Consider the following 23,943-nt stretch of genomic DNA (forward strand, 5'->3'; position numbering starts at 1 on the left):
CCTGTTGATGGTATCGTGGGCGCTTATCGGGCCTGAGGCGCGTGAAGTGCCGCCGTGAATGACGCTATTCTACGCGTATGTGTCGCCAGTGCGCGGCGAGTTTTTGCAGGAGTCAGCAAGATGATGCAGGAAGAGGGGCAGGTCACGGGGCATGGCAAGGAAGGCGTCTGGGTCGAGACCCAGCGTCGCTCCACCTGTGGTGCCTGCAATGCGCGCAGTAGCTGTGGCAGCGGCCTGTTGAGCCAGTTTTCGCGTCGCAAGCCGCATCGCGTGCTGATCCATGTGCCGGCAGGCGAAGACTTGCCGATGGTGGGTGAGCGGGTGGTGATCGGCATCGATGAGTCGGCGTTTCTGCGCAGTGCGGGTCTGCTGTATGGCCTGCCGCTGGTCAGCGGCATGCTGGGGGGGATCGTGGCCGAGCAGCTGGCGGGCGCTGGCACCTTGGCGGTGCCGTTGGGCTTCGCGCTCTCGTTGGCGGCGGGCCTGATGGTCGTGCGCTGGCATGCCGCGCGCCCTGAGCGCCAGGCACTCTACCGGCCGCGCTTGATGCGTCGTCTCGGCATGGACGCGATGGCGATCAAGGCGCTGTAGCCTTCGTGCTCAAATGATGACGTGCTCAAGTGATGACGTGCTCAAGTGATAGCGGTAGTCGACTCTCTCGGCAGATCGGGGAGTGACTTGCGTAGTCGGCAGGTGGCGTCGTCAGTCTGCATCAGGCTGGCATCGGCACCTGTCGGATGTTGGCGACGCATGGTTGCGTCCAGCGCGGCACCAATCGCTGAACTTCAACGACGCTTCGACGTCAATGAGAAGGACGCCGCCAGCGATGTGACGCTGCCATCGTCAGTAGTTGCGTGATTGCACGCCTGATAACAAGTGATGACAGGACGTACCAGGAGCCGCACTGATGAAATCCCTTTCCCGCCTGATGGTACCTGCCTTGGCCATGGCTGCCCTGATGGGCTCCCAGCTGGTTCAGGCTCGTGAATTGCCCGACTTCACCCAGCTGGTCAAGGACTCGGCGCCCGCGGTGGTCAATATCGCGACCACCACCGAGATCCAGCGCAGCTCGGGGCCGGTGTTCCGAGGGCCCAATGGCGAAGAGATGCCCGAATTCTTCAAGCGCTTCTTCGGTGATCAGCTGCCTGGTCCGGGCCGCGGGGGCGTCGAGAAGCGCTCCAGTCTCGGGTCTGGCTTCATCATCTCCGATGATGGCTACATCATGACCAATGCCCACGTCATCGACGGTGCCGATGAGGTGATGGTGCGCCTCAACGACCGTCGCGAACTCAAGGCGCAGGTGGTCGGTGAGGACAAGAAGACCGATATCGCGCTGCTCAAGGTCAAGGCGGAAGACCTGCCGACCTTGCCGATGGGCGACAGTGATGCACTGGAAGTCGGCGAATGGGTGGCCGCGATCGGCTCGCCGTTCGGCTTCGATCATTCCGTCACCGCCGGCATCGTCAGCGCCATCGATCGCACCCTGCCGTCGGACGCCTATGTGCCGTTCATCCAGACCGATGTGGCGATCAATCCGGGCAACTCCGGTGGGCCGCTGTTCGATCTCGATGGCGATGTGGTGGGCATCAACTCCCAGATCTATACCCGCTCCGGCGGCTTCATGGGCGTGAGCTTCGCGATTCCGATCAATGTGGCGATGGATGTCGCCGACAAGCTCAAGACCGATGGGCGCGTGGATCGCGGCTGGCTGGGCGTCGTCATTCAGCCGGTCTCCAAGGACCTGGCCGAATCCTTCGGGCTGGACCGTGCGCGCGGTGCGCTGATCGCCGATCTTGATCCGGATGGCCCTGCCGCCGCCGCTGGCCTCAAGAGCGGTGACATCATCACCGCCGTCGATGGCAAGGCGGTCGAGAGCTCGGCTTACCTGCCGCGCATGGTCGGTGCCAGCTCGCCGGGCGATTCGCTCAAGCTCTCCATCCTGCGCGATGGCAAGAGCCAGACGCTGACCGCCAAGGTCGGCCATTGGCCGGGCAGTGAGCAGGCGCATGCCGCCAAGGCCAGTGACGACAAGCAGGGGCTGGGTGTCGCGGTGGCAGAGCTCGACAAGGCCAGCTTGAACGAGCTCAACCTCGATCACGGGGTGCGCGTGATGGAAGTCGACCCGCAGGGCGTGGCTGCCGAGGCAGGCATCAGCGCTGGCGATGTGCTGGTCGAACTCAATCAGCAGCCGTTGACCAGCGTTCAGGCGCTGCGCGATGTGGTCGCCAAGCTGCCGACCAACCGTCCGGTCTCGCTGCGCCTGGTGCGCAATGGTCGCCCGCTGTACATCGCACTGCGCATGCGTGCCGACAGCGACAAGTGATCCCGCCAGCGCCTGACGCAAGCGTCAAGAACTTGGGCGACGAGCGCGCAGGCAACAGAAGGTGACCGCCACCAGCAGGACGGCGGTCACTCCGGTAGCAGACGGGGCGCACGGGCGACTGTGCGCCCCGTCTGCTACCGGGCGGCCCTGCGGCTCACCCGAGATCAGGCGGGTTGTGACAGGGCCGGAGGGGCGCAAAAGGCAACGCCTTCTATCATCGCTTGTGGTCGGACTGTACAATACGTGCAATTCGATTTCCGTCGTCTCCCGTGTTGGCCGTGTGATTTCACGGAGACGGGCACAAATACAGAGCAGTGATCCATGACCGAACGCGTAACGCCGCCGTCCTTGAAGCATATCCGCAACTTCTCAATCATCGCCCACATTGACCACGGCAAGTCGACGCTGGCTGACCGCATCATCCAGCTGTGCGAAGGCTTGAGCGACCGTGAGCTCAAGGAGCAGGTGCTTGACTCGATGGACATCGAGCGTGAGCGCGGCATCACCATCAAGGCGCAGTCGGTGACCCTCGACTACCACGCTGACGATGGCAATACCTATCAGCTGAACTTCATCGATACGCCGGGGCATGTCGACTTCTCGTATGAAGTCTCGCGCTCGCTGTATGCCTGTGAAGGGGCGCTGCTGGTGGTCGATGCCGGCCAGGGCGTCGAAGCCCAGTCGGTGGCCAACTGCTACACCGCCATCGAGCAGGGCCTCGAGGTGCTGCCGGTCCTCAACAAGATGGATCTGCCGCAGGCGGACCCGGAAAAGGTCTCCCAGGAGATCGAGGAGATCATCGGTCTGGACGCGACGGATGCCTGTCAGGTGTCGGCCAAGTCCGGCATGGGCATGGAAGCGCTGCTCGAGCGTCTGGTGCGTGACATTCCGCCGCCCAAGGGCGATCCGGAGGCACCGCTGCAGGCGCTGATCATCGATTCCTGGTTCGACAACTACCTCGGCGTCGTCTCGCTGGTGCGTATCTTCGACGGTACCCTGAAGAAGGGCGAGAAGATCCGTCTGAAGTCCACCGGCCGCGACTGGGAAACCGGCGCGATCGGTATCTTCACGCCCAAGCGCAAGGAAACCGGCGTGCTGCGCGCCGGTGAGGTCGGCTTCATCGTCGCCGGTATCAAGGACATCATGGGCGCGCCGGTGGGTGACACCATCGTGCACACCAAGACCGCCGACAAGGTCGAGCGTCTGCCGGGCTTCCAGAAGGTCAAGCCGCAGGTCTATGCCGGCATGTTCCCGATCAGCTCCGATGACTACGAGGACTTCCGTGACGCGCTGCAGAAGCTGGCGCTCAACGATGCCTCGCTGGACTACGAGCCGGAAAACTCCGACGCGCTGGGCTTCGGTTTCCGTGTCGGCTTCCTCGGCACCCTGCACATGGAGATCATCCAGGAGCGTCTGGAGCGCGAGTACAATCTCGATCTGCTGACCACCGCGCCGACGGTGATCTATGAGGTGCTGATGGACAACGGCGATGTGCTGCCGGTGTCCAACCCGTCCAAGCTTCCGGACATGGCCAACGTCGATGAGCTGCGCGAGCCGATCTGCCGCGCTACCATCCTCGTGCCGCAGGAATATGTCGGCAACGTCATCACCGAGTGCGTCAATCGTCGTGGCGTTCAGCTCGACATGCAGTTCCTGGGTAGCCAGATCCAGCTGATCTATGAACTGCCGATGGCGGAAGTGGTGATGGACTTCTTCGATCGCCTCAAGTCCATCTCCAAGGGCTATGCGTCACTGGATTACAGCTTCGAGCGCTTCGAGGCGGCCAAGCTGGTGCGTCTGGACGTGCTGATCAACGGCGACCGCGTCGATGCACTGGCGGCGATCATTCACCGTGATCACGCACATGGCCGCGGCCGTCTGCTGGTCGAGAAGATGAAAGAGCTGATTCCGCGTCAGATGTTCGATGTGGCGATCCAGGCTGCCGTCGGTGGCCAGGTCGTGGCACGCTCCACCGTCAAGGCGCTGCGCAAGAACGTGACCGCCAAATGTTACGGCGGCGACGTCAGCCGCAAGAAGAAACTGCTCGAGAAGCAGAAAGCGGGCAAGAAGCGCATGAAGCAGGTCGGCCGGGTGGAAATTCCCCAGGACGCCTTCCTTGCCGTGCTCAAGATGAACGACTGAGGCAGGCCGCCGTCTGGCGGCTTGCCACCAAGACCCAGGGCAGACAGGGACAACGATGGATTTCTCGCTAGTATTGGTGATTGCCGTAGCGGTAGCCGGCGTGGTGTGGTTGATAGACCTGGTTGCCCTGCGCAGTGCGCGCAAGGCGCGTGTGGCCAAGGCCGAGGCCTCCGTCGAAGGAGAACTGGACGCTGGCACGCGTGAGAAGCTGGCGCGTGACCCGTGGCCGGTGGACTATGCCAAGTCCTTCTTCCCGGTACTGCTGCTGGTACTGGTGGTGCGCTCCTTCGCGTTCGAGCCGTTCCAGATTCCGTCCGGCTCGATGCTGCCGACGCTCAAGATCGGCGACTTCATCCTGGTCAACAAGTATGACTATGGCCTGCGCCTGCCGGTGGTCGACACCAAGGTGCTGGAAGTCGGCGAGCCGGAGCGTGGCGATGTGATGGTGTTCCGTTTCCCGGAGGATCCGTCCACCAACTTCATCAAGCGCGTCGTCGGCCTGCCGGGCGATACCATTCGCTACGAAGGCAAGCAGCTCTACGTGAATGGTGAGGCCATCGACAAGACATTGAATGCGCGCAACTCCAGTGAACAGTCCGGTGAAGACCTGCTGGATGAGACACTGGGGAAACACGCGCATCAAATCTACAATAACCCTCAGGACCCCGGCCCGCAGATGCGCGAGATTCGGGTGCCGGAAGGCATGTACTTCGTGATGGGTGACAACCGTGATCACTCCAACGACAGCCGCTACTGGGGCTTCGTGCCGGAAGAGAACATCGTCGGCAAGGCGGTGGCGGTGTGGATGCACTGGAAAGAAGGGTTCCCGGACTTTTCCTCGGTACGCCTGATTCATTGATCAGTGCATTGACCGGGCCGCCGAGAGGCGGCCCGGTCGTGTCTGGCAGGGCCACATTGGCCCGCCGGCCCTATCAGTGCGGATTTTCGACATGGGACGATGCGTCGTGCCTGCCATGTCAACCTGCTGTTCATCATGTCGGACCCGTGGCCACAAGCTTGCGGGCAGCGCGGCTGACGAATATCGGATTGGGATGGTGGCAATCGGCAACTCCTCAAGCCGCGTAGGCTTCGGGCATCGCGAGACATGTCGAAGACGACAGGCATCAGCCAGCATGACTGATGCACCATTCGACAGGACGCCCGCGGGCGTCAGCGACAAAAAGAGAGTAGGGAGACCTGTGAGTAGCCCGCTGAATGCCTTTGTAAAGCGTATCGGCCACACCTTCGAGGATGCGAGCCTGCTGGAACTGGCTCTGACCCATCGAAGCTATGGTGGCCAGAACAATGAGCGTCTCGAATTCCTTGGCGATTCCATCGTCAACTTCGTGATCGCCGAAGCGCTGTTTTTGCGCTTCCCCCAGGCCCGTGAAGGCCAGCTGTCACGCCTGCGTGCGCGTCTGGTCAAGGGCCAGACCCTCGCGGAGCTGGCGCGTGAATTCAATCTCGGCGAGAACCTGCGCCTGGGCTCCGGCGAGATGAAAAGCGGCGGTCACCGTCGCGAGTCCATTCTGGCCGATGCCGTGGAAGCCGTGATCGGCGCCATCTATCTGGACGCCGGCATGCAGGTGGCGCGTGAACACGTGCTGCGCTGGTACGCCACCCGTCTTGAAGCGCTGAATCTTCAGGACACCCAGAAAGACCCCAAGACGCGTCTGCAGGAATTCCTGCAATCGCGTCAGGCGGCACTGCCGCGTTATGAGGTGACCAGCGTCGAAGGCGAAGCGCATTCGCAGACCTTCAGCGTCGATTGCCACGTCGAGATGATCGACACCAAGACCACAGGCGTCGGCTCCAGCCGTCGTCATGCTGAACAGCAGGCGGCCGAGTTCGCGCTGCAACTGCTCGAACCTGCCCGCGGAGGCCGCTCATGAGCCATACCCCAGAAGACAACGTCACCCCGAGCGGCGACGCCCCTGATCACTCCACTGATAACGGCGCCGGCACGCCGGACGCCCTCGAGGGCATGCTGGCCGCCGCCGGTGTCAGCGATCAGCCGCTGCCGGACACCCGCTGTGGCTTCGTCGCCATCGTCGGTCGCCCGAATGTCGGCAAGTCGACGCTGATGAACCACATCCTGGGCCAGAAGGTCTCGATCACCTCGCGTCGTCCGCAGACCACGCGTCACCAGGTGATGGGTATCCATACCGAAGAGGGCACCCAGTGCGTCTTCGTCGATACCCCGGGGATCCACATCATGCAGCGCGATCGCAACAAGGCGATCAACCGCTTCATGAACCAGGCCGCCACCCAGGCGCTGCGTGACGTCGATGCCGTCGTCTTCATCGTCGACCGCACCCGCTGGATGGAAGAAGACCAGATCGTGCTCGAGAAGCTGGCCCACGTGAAGGCGCCGGTGATCCTGGTGGTCAACAAGATCGATTGGCTCAAGGACAAGACCACCCTCGCGCCCTGGCTGCAGAGCCTGCAGGAGCGTCGTGACTTCGCGGCCATCATTCCGATGTCGGCCAAGAACGGCACCAACATCGATCTGCTGCTCGAGAACGTGATGAAGCGTCTGCCGCAGGGCGAGCACATGTTCGCGGACGACCAGATCACCAACAAGAGCTCTCGCTTCCTGGCCTCCGAGCTGGTGCGCGAGAAGGTGATGCGTCAGCTGGGCGACGAACTGCCCTACCAGATGACCGTCGAGATCGAGGAATTCAAGACCGATCAGCGCGGCACCCTGCACATCAGCGCGCTGATGATGGTCGAGCGTCAGGGTCAGAAGAAGATCCTGATCGGCGAAAACGGTGAGCGCATCAAGAACATCGGCCGTGAAGCGCGTCTCGAGATGGAGCGTGCCTTCGATGCCAAGGTCATGCTGAACCTGTGGGTCAAGGTCAAGCGTGGCTGGTCGGATGACGAGCGTGCCCTGAAGAGTCTGGGTTACACCCACGACAAGGACTGACGACGTCGCGCGAGCGGCGCAGGGCGGTGGTGATCCGAGAGGGTCGCGCCTGCCATGTGCCGCCCGTCGCCGATCCGATGTTCTCGCGGCCTCTGCCACGCACCGCCTGGCCCTGTCCAGGCGGTCTCGTTTCTTGCCAGCCCCTCTGCCAGTCCTTCTGCCAGCTTTTTTTGCCAAGCCACCGTCTGACGTGAGCCTGCCTGATGACGCCGCAACCGGCCTTCCTGCTGCATCGCAAGCCCTACCGTGAAACCAGTGCCATCATCGAATTGCTGACCCTCGAACACGGACGGGTGCGCGCGGTGGCGCGTGGCGTTCAGCGCCCGGGCAGCAAGGCGCGTGCACGACTGCAGCCGTTCACGCCCTTGCATGTCACCTGGCGAGGCGAGAGCGATCTCAAGACTCTCAACCTGATGGAGACCGGCGGCAGTGCCAGTCTGCTGGCGGGCGAGGGGCTGCTGTGCGGGTTCTACGCCAATGAGCTTTTGACCCGCACGCTGCCGGTGGAAATGCCGGTGCCGGAGCTGTTCGCGCTCTACTCGCTGACATTGGATGAGGTGGCACTGCCCGCCAGACGCGCGCCCGCGCTCAGGCGACTCGAATACAGTCTGCTGGAAGCGCTGGAGCAACTGCCGCAGTTTCGCGCTCTGGATGACAGCCCGCTGATGCCGGATGTGCGCTATGACTATGTGGTCAGTGAGCGACGCTTTCAGGCGCAGCCGCCAGGCGCGGCGGGCATCGAAGGGCGGGCCCTGAAGTTGCTGGCCAGCGAAGACTGGGGCCATGCTGGGCTTGCCCGCGAGAGCCTGTGGCTGGCGCGGCGTGCGCTGGCGCCGCTGCTGGGGGAGCGCCCGCTGCGCTCGCGCGAGTTGATGATGCAGCTGACGGCCAGGCGGCGTCAGAGTCGTCAGTCCGACTGACGTCATCAGGCGTGGCGACACTGTCCGGCTGCGGCGTGACGCATGATAGTATTGCGCGACCTGTCTTCGGCATGGCCCTCGTCGCCATGCCTGTTCTCTTGTTCATCGTTAGGAGCTGACCATGCATCCGCTGCGCATCCTGCTCGGGGTCAACATCGACCACATCGCCACACTACGTCAGGCGCGTGGTACCCGCTATCCGGACCCGGTCCAGGCCGCGCTGGTCGCGGAAGAGGCGGGTGCCGACGGTATCACCGTGCACCTGCGTGAAGACCGTCGCCACATTCAGGAGCGCGACGTGCGCATTCTGGCCGAGGTGCTCAACACGCGCATGAACCTCGAGATGGCCGTCAGCGAAGAGATGCTGACGCTGGCCGAGGAAGTCCAGCCGGCCAACGTGTGTCTGGTGCCGGAAAAGCGCGAAGAGCTGACCACCGAAGGCGGGCTGGATGTCGCCGGTGATCTGGCACGCATCACCGCCGCCTGCGAGCGTCTGGCAGCGGCGGGCTGTGAAGTCTCGCTGTTCATCGACCCGGAGCCGGAGCAGATCCGTGCCGCCTTCGAAGCGGGTGCGCCGGTCATCGAGCTGCATACCGGTGCCTATGCCGATGCCACGGGCGAGACGGCACGTGTCGAGTTCGAGCGCATCGCGGCCGCCGCGGAACTGGCCAACGAGCTGGGGCTGGTGGTCAATGCCGGTCACGGCCTCAACTATCACAACGTCGAGGCGATCGCGGGTATCTCCGGGCTCAACGAGCTGAACATCGGTCACGCGATCATCGCGCGCGCCATGTTCGTCGGCCTGAAGGAGGCCGTCATCGAGATGAAGCGTCTGTGTATCGCAGGCCAGGAAGCGGGCCTGATGGCCGCGCTGGATGCGCACGATCATGACCATGACCACGAACACGGTGATGACCATGAGCATGTGCAGGGCTCAGGCTGCTGCGGATGATCGTCGGCATAGGCACGGACATCGCGCGTATCGAGCGCTTCGAGGCAGGCATGGCGCGTCACGGCGAGCGCTTTGCGCGCCGATTGCTGGGGGAAGAGGAGCTGGCGCGCTTTGCCGATCACCCTCAGCCGGCGGCCTTTCTGGCCAAGCGTTTCGCGGCCAAGGAAGCCTTTGTCAAGGCGCTGGGCACCGGCCTGCGTCAGGGCATGCGCTTCACCCAGATTCAGGTGGTCAACGACGCCCTGGGCAAGCCCTCGCTCAAGCTGTCTGACGAGGCGGAAGCCCTGACCGCGCGGGCGGGTGTCCGCCATCTGCACCTGTCGATCAGTGATGAGCTTGATCAGGCCATCGCCTTCGTGGTGCTGGAGCGTTAGCCCTATTCGGTCTGGTGCTGTATCGCGGCTGTGAACACGGCGCTCGAAACGACAACGCCACCCCTGCCTAGCGGCAGCGGGTGGCGTTGTCGTTTGTACAGGGCTGGTCTTTCAGGACTGGTTTTTCAGGGCTGGTTTTTGGACTGGGGCTCGCTCGCCTGTGGCTTGCTTACCGATGACGAGCCTGTGTCGGATGGCTCAGCGGGTGCGTCCGAGGGCGCGGAGGAGGACGAGGGTGAGGTCTCGACAAGGGGCGCTGTCGGCGCCTCAGCCGTGTCACCGTCGGGGCTAGCCGGCTCAAGCGGCGCGGCGAGCAAGGCCTTGGCCTCATCGCTGTGCGACCACTGGATCAGGCTGTCGATGGCCGCGAACAGGGCATCGACATCCTCTTCCAGCTGTGACAGGCCGCTGACGCGGATGCGGGTCTCCAGTGCTTCCACCAGCAGTGCCAGGCGTGGCACGCCACAGTAGCGGCAGGCGCCGTTGAGATAATGCACGCCATCGAGCATCGCCTCGTTGTCACGCGCCTGCCAGGCGCGGCGGATCCTGGCCTCGCTCTCCGGCAGGCTCTCGATCAACAGCCCCAGCATCTCCAGAGCCAGGGCCTCGCGGCCACCGGCCATCTCCACGCCCAGCGCCATGTCGACCACCGGCAGGTCGGCGTCCTGCTCCAGGCTGAGCTGACTCTTCGCGGCAGAGCGGGGCAGTGGCGCTACCGGCGACGATGACTCAGCCTGGCTGGCAGCGTCTTTCACTCCCGGTGGCAAGGCCGACGTCGCCTGACTGCGAGCAGGGCTGCGCGATTGGTTGCGTTCTGGACTGCGCGATTGGCTGCGGGCAGGGCTGCGCGGTTGGCTAGATGACCGCGCGGCCTGCGGTGGCGGGTTCAGCGAAATGCCCAGATGACGGCTGAGCAGGTTGGCCAGCAGGCCCTCGTCGATGGGCTTGATCAGGTAATCATCCATGCCTTCCGCCAACAGCTCTCGCCGTTCATGCGCCAGTGCATGGGCGGTGAGGGCGATCACCGGCAGGTGGCGGTTGCCCTCGCGATGCTGATGACGCAGCGCCTTGGTGGCTTCCAGCCCGTTCATGCCCGGCATCTGGATATCCATCAGGACGGCATCCACGACCTGCTCCTGAGCCAGCGCCAGCGCCTCTTCGCCACTCTGGGCGGCCAGGGTGTCCAGCCCCATGTCGGTCAACAGCTCCTCGGCCAACAGGCGGTTGGAGGGGTTGTCGTCGACCACCATCACGCACTTGCGAGGCTGCGCGGACGTTTCCTGACTCGCAGGCTGGGCGGGGAGCTCAGGCCGCGGGCCGGCCGGTGGCGTCTTGGCAGGCGTGGCGCTCGCGGCAGGTGTGCTGGCTGGCTTGGCGCTCGCATCAGTCTTGTCGATCGGCTTGGCGGCTGGCGCCGTGCTTGCGTCCTGCTCGCGTGTGGCCGGCTCAAGCGAGGTGAAGGAGGCGCTGCGCGGCGCCTGAGTCGGGTCGCGGTGAGGTGAATGCAGCAGGTTGGCCAGCTTGTGGCGCATCTGCAGGCGTGTGACCGGCTTGCTGACCACTTCGTCGATGCCGTACTGCTGCAGGTTCTCGGCGTCGGCGGGCAGAGGTGCGTTCAGCAGGCCCAGCACGCGACACGGCAGATGCTTGAGGCGCGCGCCCCATTCATCCAGCCGCTTGAGGTCTCGGCTCTCCAGCGCGACCACCACCAGGTCCGGCTGCTCTTCGATGCCGACCAGCGTCAGTGACCAGCGGGTCAGCAGGTAGCTCAGGGCGCGACGGGTGGCCGAGTGCGGCTCGATCAGGCAGATGCGTTGATGATCGAACACGACTTCGCGCGGGCGCTCCTCGATGCTGCTCACCGCCACCGGCACGCTGAACAGGAAGGTGGAGCCGTGGCCGGGCAGGCTGTCGACCTGGATCTCGCCGCCCATCTGCTCGACCAGTCGCTTGGAGATCATCAGCCCAAGGCCAGTGCCGCCGAACTGGCGGGCCCGTGACGGGTCTCCCTGCGAGAAGGCCTGGAACAGGCGATTGCGCTGGGCGCTGTCCATGCCGATGCCGGTGTCTGCCACCGCGATCTTGAGGCGGGTATTGCTGCCGGAGAGGTCATCCACCATCACGCGCACGATGACTTCGCCGCGCTCGGTGAACTTGACGGCATTGGCGACCAGATTCGTCACCACCTGCTTGATGCGCAGCGGGTCGCCCTCGAAGCGCTGCGGCACGTCGTCATAGACAAGCCCGAGCAGATGCAGATGCTTGCGATGGGCCTCCGGGGCATGCATGGCGAGCACTTCCTCGATCAGCGGCTCGATGTCCATCTGCACCTTCTCGAGCTCGAGCTTGCCGGCTTCGATCTTGGAGAAGTCGAGAATGTCATTGATCAATGACATCAGGCTCGAGGAGGCATTCTGCATGTGGCCCAGCCAGTCGCGCTGGCGGTTGTCCAGATCACTGCGCCCCAGCAGGTTGCTGAAGCCGATGATGCCGTTGAGCGGCGTGCGGATCTCATGGCTCATGTTGGCCAGGAATTCCGACTTGATGCGGTTGGCTTCCAGCGCCTTGCGGCGCGCCATGTCGAGCTCGATGTTCTTGATCTCGACGGTTTCCATCGACTCGTGCAGGTCCTGGGTGGTCTGTTCGATCTGGTCCTGCATGTCCTCGCGGGCGCGCTTGAGCTGCTCGACGCTGCGGTTGTAGTTCTCGGCCAGCTCGCTGAGGTCGTCATTGCCTGCCACCGGCAGCTGGCGGTGTGTCTCGCCGCGCGCCAGGCAGGTGAGGGCCTCGCCCAGTTCATGCAGCGGCTGCAGCATGCGGCGCGAGCCATGGAACGCCAGCAGCAGCAGCGCCAGACCGAAGACCAGATTGGCCAGCCCGTAGCCGACCAGCAGCTGGTAGCGATGCAGCACCAGGCGGGTGTCGGAGGCCTCCAGCACCAGCCACGACATTTGCTCGCCGCGTTGCGTCTCGCGCCACGGGTCGATGACCGGCATCACCATCACCAGCGAGTCCGGGTCCGAGGGGTAGGCCTGACTCTCGACCAGCGCGCTGGTCTCCGGGCGCTGGCTGGGGCCGAGATGCAACAGAGTGCCGCCGTTGGCGGTGCGCAGCGTCAGGGCGCGCACGTCGCGCTGGTCGATCAGCATCTGGGCCTGCTCGTGCAGGCGCTGGTCGTCAGCGGCGAGGGCGGCGTTGGCCATGCCCGGCATGATGGCCTGCATGCTGGCCTGCAGGCGCTCCATCATGGCCAGGCGCTCACCGCTGATCTCGCGGTCCACCGCATACAGGCTGAACATCAGGCTGGTGGCGAGGGGCAGCAGCAAGAGGGCAAGCTGGAATCGGGTACGAAGCAGCATGGCAATCCATCGTCAAAGGGCGAACGAGCATCAGCGGCAAGCATACCTCGCGCTCTTGAGCGAAGCGATGGCGAGCGCCCTGACAGGGCAGGGCGGGAGCGATATACTGCGCGCATCATCTACACCCCGACGCGGCCCCCCGTTCGTCCTTGGTCCCGATGCCAGCGCCTGACCGCTGTCATTCGGCTGTCCGGGCGCGGCGTCTCTGGAGTCTGCCTCTCATGTCTCATCTCAGCGAAACCCCCGGTGACGCCACCCCTGGCGCGTCCGATTATCCCAGTCTTGCAGATGTCGTCGGCAACACGCCGCTGGTGCGCCTGACGCGCATCACCGCGGGCCGCAACAATGTGCTGCTGGCCAAGCTGGAGGGTCACAACCCCGCCGGTTCGGTCAAGGATCGTCCGGCGCTTTCCATGTTCCAGGAGGCGGAAGCGCGCGGCGAGATCTCTCCCGGCGACACCCTGATCGAAGCGACCTCCGGCAATACCGGCATCGCGTTGGCCATGACGGCAGCCATCAAGGGCTACCGCATGGTGCTGGTGATGCCGGCCAGTGCCTCCAGCGAGCGCAAGCAGGCGATGGGCGCCTACGGGGCCACGCTGATCGAAGCCGATGGCATGGAGCACGCACGGGACCTGGCCGAGGGGATGATCGCGCGTGGCGAGGGCAAGGCGCTGGATCAGTTCGCCAACCAGGACAATCCGCTGTCGCATTACCGCACCACCGGGCCGGAACTCTGGCAGCAGACCCATGGGCGCATCACGCACTTCGTGTCCTCGATGGGCACCACCGGCACCATCATGGGCACCTCGCGCTATCTGAAGGAGCAGAATCCGGCCATCGAGATCGTCGGCCTGCAACCTGCCGAAGGCGCCAGCATCGCGGGTATCCGCCGCTGGCCTGCCGAATATCTGCCGCGGATCTTCGATGCCTCACGCATCGACCGCACGCTGGATATCGGCCAGCACGAAGCCGAAGTCTGCATGCGCCGTCTGGCGCGCGAAGAAGGCATTCTGGCCGGTGTCTCTTCCGGTGGTGCGCTGGCGGGCGCGCTCAAGCTCGCCGAGCAGGTCGAGAATGCGGTCATCGTGTTTATCGTCTGTGACCGGGGAGACCGCTATCTCTCGACAGGCCTCTATACCCAGGACGACGACATGACTCAGCAGGACACGCCCCACAATGAAGCCGTCGCAGGGGAGCGTTCCTGATGGCGCTGCTCGGACAGAAGCGACCGGCGCGCAAGCCGACCCGTCGCGAGAAGGAAGTGGCCAGTCGTGGCACCCGCAATGCCAGCGACGCCGACAGCCAGTGGCTGACGGTCGATCGCCTGGCCCATGACGGGCGCGGCATCGCCCATGACGAGAGCGGCAAGACCCAGTTCATCGATCAGGCCTTGCCCGGCGAGCGCGTGACGCTGGCCATCCACCGCACGCACAAGCGCTTCAATGAGGCGCATGTGCGTGCACGTGATAACGCGGCTGACAGTCGCGTGACGCCGCCCTGTGCCTATTTCGGCAGCTGTGGCGGCTGTGATCTGCAGCATATGGCGCTGGATGCACAACGCACTCATAAGGTGCAGGTGCTGGGCGAACATGCGACACGCAATGGCGTGACGCTGCCCGAGATTCAGCCGCTGGGCGAAGATGAAAACCGTTATCGCCGCCGCGCGCGTATCGGCGTACGCGTGACCGATGCCGGTGAGTTGCAGTTCGGCTTCCGGGGACGCGGCAGCAACCAGCTGGTCGATATCACCACCTGCAGCGTGCTGGTGCCGGAGCTGGACCGCCTGCTCGCGCCGCTGCGTGAGCTGATCGAAAGCCTCGAGGCGCCCAAGCGTCTGGGCCATCTGGAGCTGACCGCTGCCGAAGGGCAGGTCATCGTGGTGGTGCGCCAGCTCAAGGCGGTGCCGCGTGATGCGCAGCGCTGGCAGGCCTTCGCCGAGCAGCATGGCCTGGTGGTCGGCTGGCGGGTCGGGCGTGATCCGGTGGTGCTGGAGTGGCTGTCGGGCACGCCGAACGCCGCGTATTCACTGAATATCGGCGCAACGACGCTGCGTCTTGCCTTCTCGCCGGGCGACTTCGTGCAGGTCAATGCGGCGCTCAATCAGCGCCTGATCGACACCGCCTTCGAATGGCTGGGCGACGTCAGTGGCCTCAAGGTGATGGACCTCTACGCCGGTGTCGGCAACCTGACCCTGGCGGCTGCCGCGGCCGGCGCCAGTGAGGTGACGGGCATCGAGGGCAGTCAGGGCATGGTCGATCAGCTGAGGGTCAACGCCGAAGCCAACGGACTGGCGCAGGTGAGTGCACGTCGAGCGGACCTGAGCAAGGCCCTGCCGTCACTCGAGGGTATCGACCTTCTGGTACTAGACCCGCCGCGTGATGGCGCTCAGCCTCTCTGCGAGGAGCTGGCACGTGATCTGCATGCTGGGAGGGTCAGCCGAGTGCCGCAGCGTGTGCTGTACATCGCCTGTGACCCGACCACGTTGATGCGTGATGCACGGCTGTTGCAGGACGCCGGTTATCGCGTCACGCGTGCCCTGATGGCGGACATGTTCGTTCACACGGCACATCTGGAGTCGATGTTGCTGCTGGAGCGGGCGGAAGACTGAGGCGGTGCCCTCGGGCACTGTCATCAAGATGGCAAGATATTCAAGGACATAGGGTCATGGTCAAGGTGCGCGAAGATCAGCCGCTGACCGATAGCGGTGGTGTGGACATCCCGGTGTGGGTCGCGCGACTGCGCGAGGAAGTCCCGTCGGTGAATGCCGAGGTCATGGTGCAGGCCTGTGAAGTGGCGCTCAAGGTGGCGCGCGAGGCGGACGCCCGCGGTGACAAGCCGTGGCGCGAGCCGCTGCGCAGTTTCCGTTTCAGTCTCGAGATGGCCGACATCCTGTCGGAACTCAAGCTTGACCAACCGGCGCTGGTCGCGGCCGTGCTCTATCGCGCGGTGCGTGAAGGGCATCTGGGACTTGAGGCCATCGAGAAGCATTTCGGCAAGGAAGTGGCCCGCCTGATCGATGGCGTGCTCAACATGGCCGCCATCAGTCAGCTGCAGGCGCCGAGTCATGGCATGGCGCAGCATGACCAGCAGGACAACCTGCGCAAGATGCTGGTGTCGATGATCGATGACGTGCGCATCGCGCTGATCAAGATCGCCGAACGTACTGTCGCCCTGCGTCACGTCAAGGATGCCCCGCGCGAGAAGCGCATGCGCGTGGCCAGCGAAGTCTTCGATATCTACGGGCCGCTGGCGCACCGCCTGGGCATCGGTCAGCTCAAGTGGGAGCTGGAGGACCTGTCCTTCCGCTACCGCGAGGAGGATGAATACAAGACCATCGCCAAGCAGCTGTCCGAGAAACGTCTGGAGCGTGAGCACTACATCGCCGACCTGCTGATCGAGATGCGCACTCTGATGAGCGAGCAGGGCATCAAGCATTTCGATGTCGCGGGCCGCGCCAAGCACATCTACTCCATCTGGCGGAAGATGAAGATCAAGCGCATCGCCTTCTCCCAGGTGTATGACGTGCGCGCGGTACGGATTCTGGTCGGCACCGTCAGCGATTGCTACACGGCGCTGGGGATCGTCCACTCGCGCTGGCACCACGTGCCTCACGAGTTTGATGACTACATCGCCAATCCCAAGAAGAATGGCTACCAGTCACTGCACACTGCGGTGGTGGGGCCGAGCAACAAGGTCATCGAGATCCAGATCCGCACCTTCGACATGCACGAGGAGGCGGAGCTGGGCGTGTGTGCCCACTGGCGTTACAAGGGCCACGATGTCGGTCACAAGAGTCGCAGCTACGAGGACAAGATCGCCTGGTTGCGTCAGGTGCTCGAATGGCAGGATGAAGTCGGCGAGAACGGCGGCCAGGAGGCGATCCGTCAGGGGCTGAGCTCCGACGTCGCGCCGGACCGCATCTACGTCTTCACGCCGGAGGGGCATGTCATCGACCTGCCCAAGATCGCCACGCCGATCGACTTCGCCTACCGCGTGCATACCGAGGTCGGCCATCGCTGCCGGGGTGCCAAGGTCGACGGGCGCATCGTGCCGCTGACCTACAAGCTCAAGACCGGCCAGCAGGTCGAGATCCTGACCGCCACCAAGGGTGGCCCGAGCCGTGACTGGCTCAACCCGAATCTGGGCTATGTGCGCACCTCGCGGGCCCGCGCCAAGATCCAGACCTGGTTCAAGCTGCAGGCACGCGACCAGAACGTCGATGAGGGCAAGGCGCTGCTCGAGAAGGAATTCTCGCGGCTGGCGCTGGAGAATCTCGACCGTGACAAGCTGGCCAACGCCGTCAATTACCCGACGCGTGATGACATGTACGCCGCCATCGGCGCGGGCGATCTGCGCGTCGGCCAAGTGCTGCATCAGGCCCAGCAGCTGTTCGGCGATACCGATGACCAGGAGCAGCTCGAGCGTCTGCTGCGCCAGCGCAAGCCGCAGGGCAAGGAAAAGCCCGACGCCGTCATGGTGCTGGGGGTCGGCAATCTGAAGACCACCATGGCCAACTGCTGTCACCCGGTGCCGGGCGATCAGATCGCCGGTTTCATCACCCAGGGGCGCGGCGTGACCGTGCACCGTCAGGACTGTCCGAACCTGATCCAGCTGCGCTCGGACGAGCCGCGTCGCATCGTCGATGTCGACTGGGGCCAGCGCTCGCGCAATCAGTATCCGGTGGATATCGAGATCCAGGCCTGGGACCGCTCCGGTCTGCTGCGTGATGTCACCAATGTGCTGAGCGGCGACAAGGTCAATGTGCTGTCGGTGAACACGCGCACCGATCAGCTCGACAACATCGCCACGCTCAAGATCACGCTGGAAGTCGAGAATCTCGACGTGCTGGGGCGCGTATTCGCCCGCATCCAGCAGCTGCCCAACATCATCGACGTCAAGCGCCTGCGGGTCGGGGGCGACAAGGCATGAGGCTGGAGTCTGGTGAAAGTCGGGAACCTGGCGAAGAGACGGCCACGCCAGTCGATACGCGCTACACCCTCGATGACCTGCTGACCCTGATGGCCGTGCTGCGTGACCCGCAGTACGGCTGCCCGTGGGACAGCCGCCAGGATTACGCGAGTCTGGTGCCGCACACCCTGGAGGAGGCCTATGAGGTCGCCGATGTCATCGAGCGCGCCGCGGCCGATGCCAGTGTGCTCGAGGAGTTGCCGACGGAACTGGGTGACCTGCTGTTTCAGGGCGTCTTCTACGCCCAGATCGCCAGTGAGCAGCAACGCTTCGATTTTCACGACGTGATCCATGTGCTGACCGAGAAGATGCTGCACCGCCATCCGCACGTCTTCCCGGATGGCACCCTCGCGTCGCGCCGTGAGGGCATCGCCACTCATGAGGTCGACGAAGGCTCGCTCAATGCGCAGTGGGAGTCGCTCAAGCAGCAGGAGACCGCTGACGCGCCTGCCAGCCAGACTGCCGGCGACAGCGTGCTGGATGGCGTGCCACTTGGCCTGCCGGCGCTGACGCGGGCGGCCAAGCTCTCGAAGAAGGCCGCGCGTTCGGGCTTTGACTGGCCCGACACGAGTGGCGTGCTGGCCAAGATTCGTGAGGAGCTCGGCGAAGTCGAGGAAGCTCTGGCCGAGGGTGATACGGCCCATGCGCGCGAGGAGGTCGGTGACCTGATGTTCGCGGTGGTCAATCTCGCGCGCACCCTCAAGGCGGACCCGGAGCAGATGCTGCGCGCCACCAATGCGCGCTTCGAATCACGCTTTCGCCATGTGGAAGCCGCGATCGCAGGGCAAGGGCGCACGCTGGATGAGGCCTCGCTTGCCGAGATGGATGCGCATTGGGATGAGGCCAAGCGCCAGGAACGTGCGGCTGAGCAGGCGCGACAGGGCGAGGGTGCGACGTCAGCAGCGCGTCCGGTGACGCCGCTGGTTCGGTGAGGGAGCGTCGTCACAGCGTATTGGGAAAAGGGCATTTGGAAAAATGTAGTAAGTTTACGCGATAGTCGGATTGTGGAGCCGAGGCCCGCGGTCGTATGCTGAGGGGAAGCGATCAGGACGCGAGTCTTGTCCTGCTTTCCGGTCTGCTGCGCCGCGGGTCTTTCCGTTTCGCGCCAGTGTCTTCACCAGCGCCAGGCCGGTGTCTTCCCTCAGCCGGTTGTCATCAGGTGTCTTTGCGCAATGAGGGAATCTGTTGTCAGCTATCTGACTGTGTGCCTCTGGTGACAGAGGAAGATGACCGCGGCAGCACCGTCACTCCCAAGGAGGGTTTCATGAGTCACGACTTGCATGAATCGTTGCGCGATAACGTGCGTATTCTCGGTGACAACCTCGGCCAGACCATCGCGGCCGACCTCGGCGATGACTTCGTCGCACGCATCGAGCGCATCCGCGCCCTGGCCAAACAGGGCCAGCAGGGCGATCAGGCCGCCCGTCATGAGCTGATCGACTATCTGCGTGATCTGCCGGATGGTGATCTGCTGCCCGTCACCCGGGCGTTCAACCAGTTTCTGAATCTTTCCAACATCGCCGAGCAGCACTACCGTGGCCGCTTCAAGCGCGTCGAGGATTATCGTCCCGGCAGCCAGCCGGACCTCGGCGAGCTGATCACGCGCATTCGCGAGCGTGGCTTCAGTGCACAGAAGATCGTCGAGGAGCTCTCGGCGATGCGTATCGAGCTGGTGCTGACGGCGCACCCGACGGAAGTCATCCGCCGCACCCTGATCCAGAAATACGATGCCATCGAGGGCTGTCTGACCCAGATGGAAGGCGCCTGTGATCGCCCGGAACAGGCGACCCTCGCGCGTGCACGCCTGACCGAGCTGATCAGCCAGGCCTGGCACACCGACGAGATCCGCCACGAGCGTCCGACGCCGGTGGATGAGGCCAAGTGGGGCTTTGCCACCATCGAGAACTCGCTGTGGCAAGCGGTGCCGGACTTCCACCGTCAGCTTGACGAGATGACGCTGGACGCCGCCGGTGAGCGTCTGCCGCTGGACGCCGCACCGATCTGCTTCGCCTCCTGGATGGGCGGTGACCGCGACGGCAACCCCAATGTCACCGCCAGCGTGACGCGGACCGTGCTGCTGCTGGGACGCTGGATGGCGGCGGACCTCTACCTTCGCGATCTCGAACAGCTCAAGTCGGAGCTGTCGATGTGGAAGTGCACGGCCGCTCTGCGTGCCGAGGCCGGCGATGTGGCCGAACCCTATCGCGAGATCCTGCGCCGCCTGATTCTGCGCATGGAAAGCACGCGTGACTGGGCCAAGGCGGGCCTGGACGGCAAGCGCCACGAAGGTGTCGATATCATCGAGACCCGCGAGCAGCTGTATACGCCGCTGCTGGCCTGCTATCGCTCGCTGTGCGATGTGGGGCTGGACACCATCGCCAACGGCGCACTGCTCGACACCCTGCGTCGCGTGGCCTGTTTCGGTGTCACTCTGACCAAGCTCGATATCCGCCAGGAAAGTACGCGTCACGCGCAGGTCTTCGACGAACTGAGCCAGACGCTGGGGCTGGGCAGCTATTTCGAGTGGGACGAGCAGCAGCGCTGTGACTTCCTCACCAAGGAGTTGGCGGGCCGTCGCCCGCTGATCCCGCGCCATTGGGAATGCTCCACTGACACGCGCGAGGTACTGGATACCTTCAAGGTCATCGCACGCGAGCATCGCGAGGCGCTGGGCACCTATATCATCTCGATGGCCGGTCAGGCCTCCGATGTGCTGGCGGTGGCACTGTTGATGAAGGAGATCGGCGGTGATGTGCGCCTGCCGATCGCGCCGTTGTTCGAGACGCTGGATGATCTGGACCGCTCAGGCCCGGTCATCGATACGCTGCTGGGCATGCCGATCTATCGCGAGCAGGCCGGTGATCGTCAGGAAGTGATGATCGGTTACTCCGACTCCGCCAAGGATGCCGGCCAGCTGGCGGCTGCCTGGGCACAGTACCGCGCCCAGGAAACGCTGGTGGAAGTCACCAAGCGCCACGGCGTCGAACTGACCCTGTTCCACGGCCGTGGTGGTACGGTCGGTCGTGGCGGCGGCCCGGCGCATGCGGCGATCCTGTCCCAGCCGCCGGGCTCGGTGACCGGCTCGCTGCGCGTTACCGAGCAGGGCGAGATGATTCGCTTCAAGTTCGGTCTGCCGGACATCGCCAGTCGCTCGATGGAGATCTACGTCTGCGCGGTGCTGGAAGCCAGCATGCTGCCGCCGCCGGCGCCCAAGCAGCAATGGCGTGACGAGATGGACCGCCTGGCCGGTATCGCGCACAAGGCCTATGTCGGCGTGGTGCGTGAAGACCCGAACTTCGTGCCGTACTTCCGCTCGGTGACGCCGGAAACCGCACTGGCACGCCTGCCGCTGGGCTCCCGCCCCGCCAAGCGTCGACAGGATGGTGGCGTCGAGACGCTGCGCGCGATCCCGTGGATCTTCGCCTGGACCCAGATTCGCCTGATGCTGCCCGCCTGGCTGGGCAGTGGCGAGGCCTTCGCCACGCGCATGCAGGAAGAGGGCGGCCTGGAAGTGCTGCGCGAGATGATGAACGACTGGCCGTTCTTCTCCACCTACGTCGACATGCTGGAGATGCTGCTCTCCAAGGCCGATCTCTCGACGGCGGCCTACTACGAGCAGCGTCTGGTCGATGAGCCGGCCCTGAAGGCGCTGGGGCAATCGCTGCGAGATCGTCTCGAGCGTCTGGAGAAGGTGGTGCTGGAGATCCGCGATCAACAGGCACTGCTTGAGCATATGCCGCTGATCCGTCAGGCCATCGATGTGCGCAATCCCTACATCGACCCGCTGCATGGTCTGCAGGCCGAGCTGCTGCAGCGTAACCGCGACGCCGATGGCGCCATCTCCGCCGAGCTGTCACGCGCGCTGATGGTGACCATGGCCGGTATCTCGGCCGGTCTGCGCAACACCGGCTGATTCGGTTGATCCGGTGAACCAGCTGGCCCTGTTGATTTGCGCCTTGGTGTGAAGGATTAGCCAAGGCCTATCAGCGAAACTAGAAAGCCCCCGTCAGGTATGCCTGGCGGGGGCTTTCTGTTATCTATCGGCCAACCATGGGGCTGTTTGCGCGCTGATCAGTGACAAGAGTTCAGCGCTCAGCGACAAGGGGTCAGCGACATGCGGAGCCGCCAGGACTCACAGCAGGCCGCTGGCGCGCTCACCCACCAAGGGCATCAGGAAGCGTTCCCGCTGCCAGTCTTCATCCTGATCGAGCGCCACCAGATGCAGCAGTTTGGTGAAGGCCGCTTCCAGCGTCATGTCGTCGCCTGACAGCACGCCGATGGTGGCCAGGCCTGCGCCGGCCGCATAGTGGCCGATGGTGACCGGCCCGTGCGGACATTGGCTGATACCGGCCAGCAGCTTGCCTTCGCCACGCGCATCGGCCAACACTCCCAGAAGCTCGCTGTCTTCCGGCAGATTGCCGCTGCCCCACAACTCCAGCACGGCGCCCTTGACCTCGGGGCGCATCAACTGCACACGCACGCTCTCGGCGCTGATGCCGGGGTAGAGCGGCAGGCGAATGATGCTGTCCTTGCCGAGGCGGCCATAGTCGGGCAGCTCGAAGGCGGGGCCTTGGTCATCCATCAGGCGGCCGGGGTAGAGCACGACGCGGTCATCGACCCATTCGCCCAGCAGCGGCGCATTGGGCGTGGTGAAGCCGCGGTGGTCCTGGGTGTACCACTTGCGAGTGCACACGCCACGCAGCAGCTGCCCGCCGAAGGCGACCACGACTTCATTGAGGGTCGGCTGGGCGGCGGCGGTGAGCGCCAGCTCGACATTGCCCAGCGCGTCACTGTGCTCGGCTTCCAGCGGCAACTGTGCGCCACTGACGATGACCGGGCGTGCGGTACCCTTGAGCTGGAAGGCGAGGCTGGAGGCGGTCCAGGCCAGGGTGTCGGTGCCCTGCAGCACGACGAAGCCATCGAAGCTGTCGTAGGCGTCCGCGATCTGGCTGGCGATGGTGTGCCAGTCCGCCGGTGTCGCGGAGGAGGAGTCGATCAGCTGCGGAAACTCGCGCAGGGTGAAGGCGGGCAGACGGCCACGACGGCTGGGGGGCAGTTGCTCCAGTGCTGCGCGCAGACGTGCATCGAAGTCACCGGCAGGTACCAGTCCATGTTCACTTTCCACCATGCCCAGCGTGCCGCCGGTATACAGCACCAGGATGTGCGTCTTGGGAGTCATCGTGTCCACCTGCCAGAAATGGGAAAGCCGGCATTGTAACGCATGCCGGCTTGCAGGGAAGCTGTCGGAGTCGGGCGTTCAGCCGCGTCGCGATGGGGGCGCTCAGCTGATATTGCCACCGCCGATGCGCGCATCCTCCTGATGGGACATGGCGCTGATGCACATCACCCGTACGCCTTCGAGCATGCTTTCAAGACTCATGGTCGGCAGGCGGCCATCGACACTCTGCTCGGGCAGCGCCGGGATATGCACGAAGCCGGAGCGGATGGGGCTATCCGCCAGATGACGCTGCACCCCATAGAACAGGTGGTTGCAGACGAAGGTGCCTGCCGTGTAGGAGACGCTGGCGGGAAGGCCTGCCGCCTGGAGGTCGTTGACCATTGCCTTGATCGGCAGGGTGGTGAAGCAGCCGTCCGGGCCATCGGCCTCGATGGGCTCATCCACCGGCTGGTAGCCGCGGTTGTCCTTGATGCGATAGTCATCCAGGTTGATGGCGACCCGCTCCGGCGTGATGGCGCTGCGACCGCTTGCCTGACCAAGCATGATCACGGTGTCAGGGGCGTGCTGGCCGATGGCCTCGATGACACTTTCAATCGCGGCGTAGCGTGTCACCGGCACCCGGCAGGTGATGATCTCGAAGCGCTCATCGGGCTGGTCGTGCATGGCCAGTGTCTGGCCGTCCAGTTGTTCGATGATCTTGAGGGCGGGATTGACGCTATCCGTGCCGAAGGGCTCGAAGCCGCAGAGTAGCAGACGACGCATGATGACATTCCTTGGCTGGCATCGATCACCGC

At 64.3% G+C, this 23,943-nt stretch carries 17 protein-coding genes; 14 read left to right on the forward strand and 3 right to left on the reverse strand.

The window, feature by feature from the left end; translation table 11 throughout:
- Positions 1 to 120: 120 nt before the first annotated feature.
- The 9 genes from QD356_RS01735 (at position 121) to acpS (ending at position 9,640) form a co-directional block, all read left to right on the forward strand.
- A complete protein-coding gene (locus QD356_RS01735) occupies positions 121 to 591 on the forward strand; it encodes a SoxR reducing system RseC family protein (protein ID WP_054554989.1) in 471 nt (156 codons plus the stop codon).
- Positions 592 to 907: 316 nt separating this feature from the next.
- On the forward strand, positions 908 to 2,323 hold the full coding sequence (locus QD356_RS01740) for a DegQ family serine endoprotease (RefSeq protein ID WP_043331870.1): 1,416 nt from the start codon (positions 908 to 910) through the stop codon (positions 2,321 to 2,323).
- A 321-nt stretch (positions 2,324 to 2,644) separates the two neighbouring features.
- Positions 2,645 to 4,465 carry a translation elongation factor 4 gene (gene lepA / locus QD356_RS01745; RefSeq protein ID WP_043331869.1) on the forward strand — a complete coding sequence of 607 codons (1,821 nt, stop codon included), beginning with the start codon at positions 2,645 to 2,647 and terminating at the stop codon, positions 4,463 to 4,465.
- A 55-nt stretch (positions 4,466 to 4,520) separates the two neighbouring features.
- The gene (gene lepB / locus QD356_RS01750; protein ID WP_054554987.1) at positions 4,521 to 5,324 is read left to right on the forward strand and encodes a signal peptidase I; all 804 of its coding nucleotides are present in this window, start codon (positions 4,521 to 4,523) and stop codon (positions 5,322 to 5,324) included.
- Positions 5,325 to 5,664: 340 nt separating this feature from the next.
- Positions 5,665 to 6,357 carry a ribonuclease III gene (rnc, locus tag QD356_RS01755; RefSeq protein WP_043331866.1) on the forward strand — a complete coding sequence of 231 codons (693 nt, stop codon included), beginning with the start codon at positions 5,665 to 5,667 and terminating at the stop codon, positions 6,355 to 6,357.
- Positions 6,358 to 6,449: 92 nt separating this feature from the next.
- Complete coding sequence (gene era / locus QD356_RS01760) at positions 6,450 to 7,394, forward strand: GTPase Era (protein ID WP_052384345.1); 945 nt, start codon at positions 6,450 to 6,452, stop codon at positions 7,392 to 7,394.
- 203 nt (positions 7,395 to 7,597) lie between these two features.
- On the forward strand, positions 7,598 to 8,314 hold the full coding sequence (gene recO / locus QD356_RS01765) for a DNA repair protein RecO (protein ID WP_043331865.1): 717 nt from the start codon (positions 7,598 to 7,600) through the stop codon (positions 8,312 to 8,314).
- A gap of 121 nt (positions 8,315 to 8,435) precedes the next feature.
- The gene (gene pdxJ / locus QD356_RS01770) at positions 8,436 to 9,266 is read left to right on the forward strand and encodes a pyridoxine 5'-phosphate synthase (protein WP_192838441.1); all 831 of its coding nucleotides are present in this window, start codon (positions 8,436 to 8,438) and stop codon (positions 9,264 to 9,266) included.
- A complete protein-coding gene (acpS, locus tag QD356_RS01775) occupies positions 9,263 to 9,640 on the forward strand; it encodes a holo-ACP synthase (RefSeq protein ID WP_192838442.1) in 378 nt (125 codons plus the stop codon). The genes pdxJ and acpS overlap by 4 nt, the downstream gene beginning before the upstream one ends.
- 125 nt (positions 9,641 to 9,765) lie before the next feature.
- Here acpS and QD356_RS01780 read toward each other — a convergent pair whose 3' ends face one another.
- Entirely contained in the window at positions 9,766 to 12,999 is a 3,234-nt protein-coding gene (locus QD356_RS01780) for a hybrid sensor histidine kinase/response regulator (RefSeq protein ID WP_192838443.1), read from the reverse strand.
- 221 nt (positions 13,000 to 13,220) lie between these two features.
- On the opposite strand from QD356_RS01780, the gene cysM reads away from it, so the two are divergent.
- From cysM to ppc, 5 genes are all read left to right on the forward strand, one after another.
- Positions 13,221 to 14,207, forward strand: coding sequence for a cysteine synthase CysM (gene cysM / locus QD356_RS01785; protein WP_107335311.1), 987 nt, complete (start codon positions 13,221 to 13,223; stop codon positions 14,205 to 14,207).
- Positions 14,207 to 15,610, forward strand: a complete 1,404-nt coding sequence (locus QD356_RS01790) for an RsmD family RNA methyltransferase (protein ID WP_192838444.1) — start codon at positions 14,207 to 14,209, stop codon at positions 15,608 to 15,610. The genes cysM and QD356_RS01790 overlap by 1 nt, the downstream gene beginning before the upstream one ends.
- Positions 15,611 to 15,666: 56 nt before the next feature.
- Positions 15,667 to 17,931: a GTP diphosphokinase gene (gene relA / locus QD356_RS01795; RefSeq protein ID WP_192838445.1), complete on the forward strand. Its 2,265-nt coding sequence runs from the start codon at positions 15,667 to 15,669 to the stop codon at positions 17,929 to 17,931.
- Positions 17,928 to 18,902 (forward strand): nucleoside triphosphate pyrophosphohydrolase, encoded by a 975-nt coding sequence (mazG, locus tag QD356_RS01800; protein WP_192838446.1) that lies wholly within the window; start codon positions 17,928 to 17,930, stop codon positions 18,900 to 18,902. Before relA ends, mazG begins: the two co-directional genes overlap by 4 nt.
- A 332-nt stretch (positions 18,903 to 19,234) precedes the next feature.
- Positions 19,235 to 21,883 (forward strand): phosphoenolpyruvate carboxylase, encoded by a 2,649-nt coding sequence (gene ppc / locus QD356_RS01805; RefSeq protein WP_192838447.1) that lies wholly within the window; start codon positions 19,235 to 19,237, stop codon positions 21,881 to 21,883.
- Positions 21,884 to 22,102: 219 nt separating this feature from the next.
- On the opposite strand, the gene QD356_RS01810 is transcribed toward ppc, so the two are convergent.
- Positions 22,103 to 23,149 carry an asparaginase gene (locus QD356_RS01810; protein ID WP_192838448.1) on the reverse strand — a complete coding sequence of 349 codons (1,047 nt, stop codon included), beginning with the start codon at positions 23,147 to 23,149 and terminating at the stop codon, positions 22,103 to 22,105.
- 102 nt (positions 23,150 to 23,251) lie between these two features.
- Positions 23,252 to 23,911, reverse strand: a complete 660-nt coding sequence (gene pcp / locus QD356_RS01815; protein ID WP_192838449.1) for a pyroglutamyl-peptidase I — start codon at positions 23,909 to 23,911, stop codon at positions 23,252 to 23,254.
- Between the last annotated feature and the right edge of the window lie 32 nt (positions 23,912 to 23,943).

Origin of the sequence: Cobetia sp. 2AS (assembly GCF_029846355.1) — a bacterium.
Lineage (GTDB): Bacteria > Pseudomonadota > Gammaproteobacteria > Pseudomonadales > Halomonadaceae > Cobetia > Cobetia amphilecti.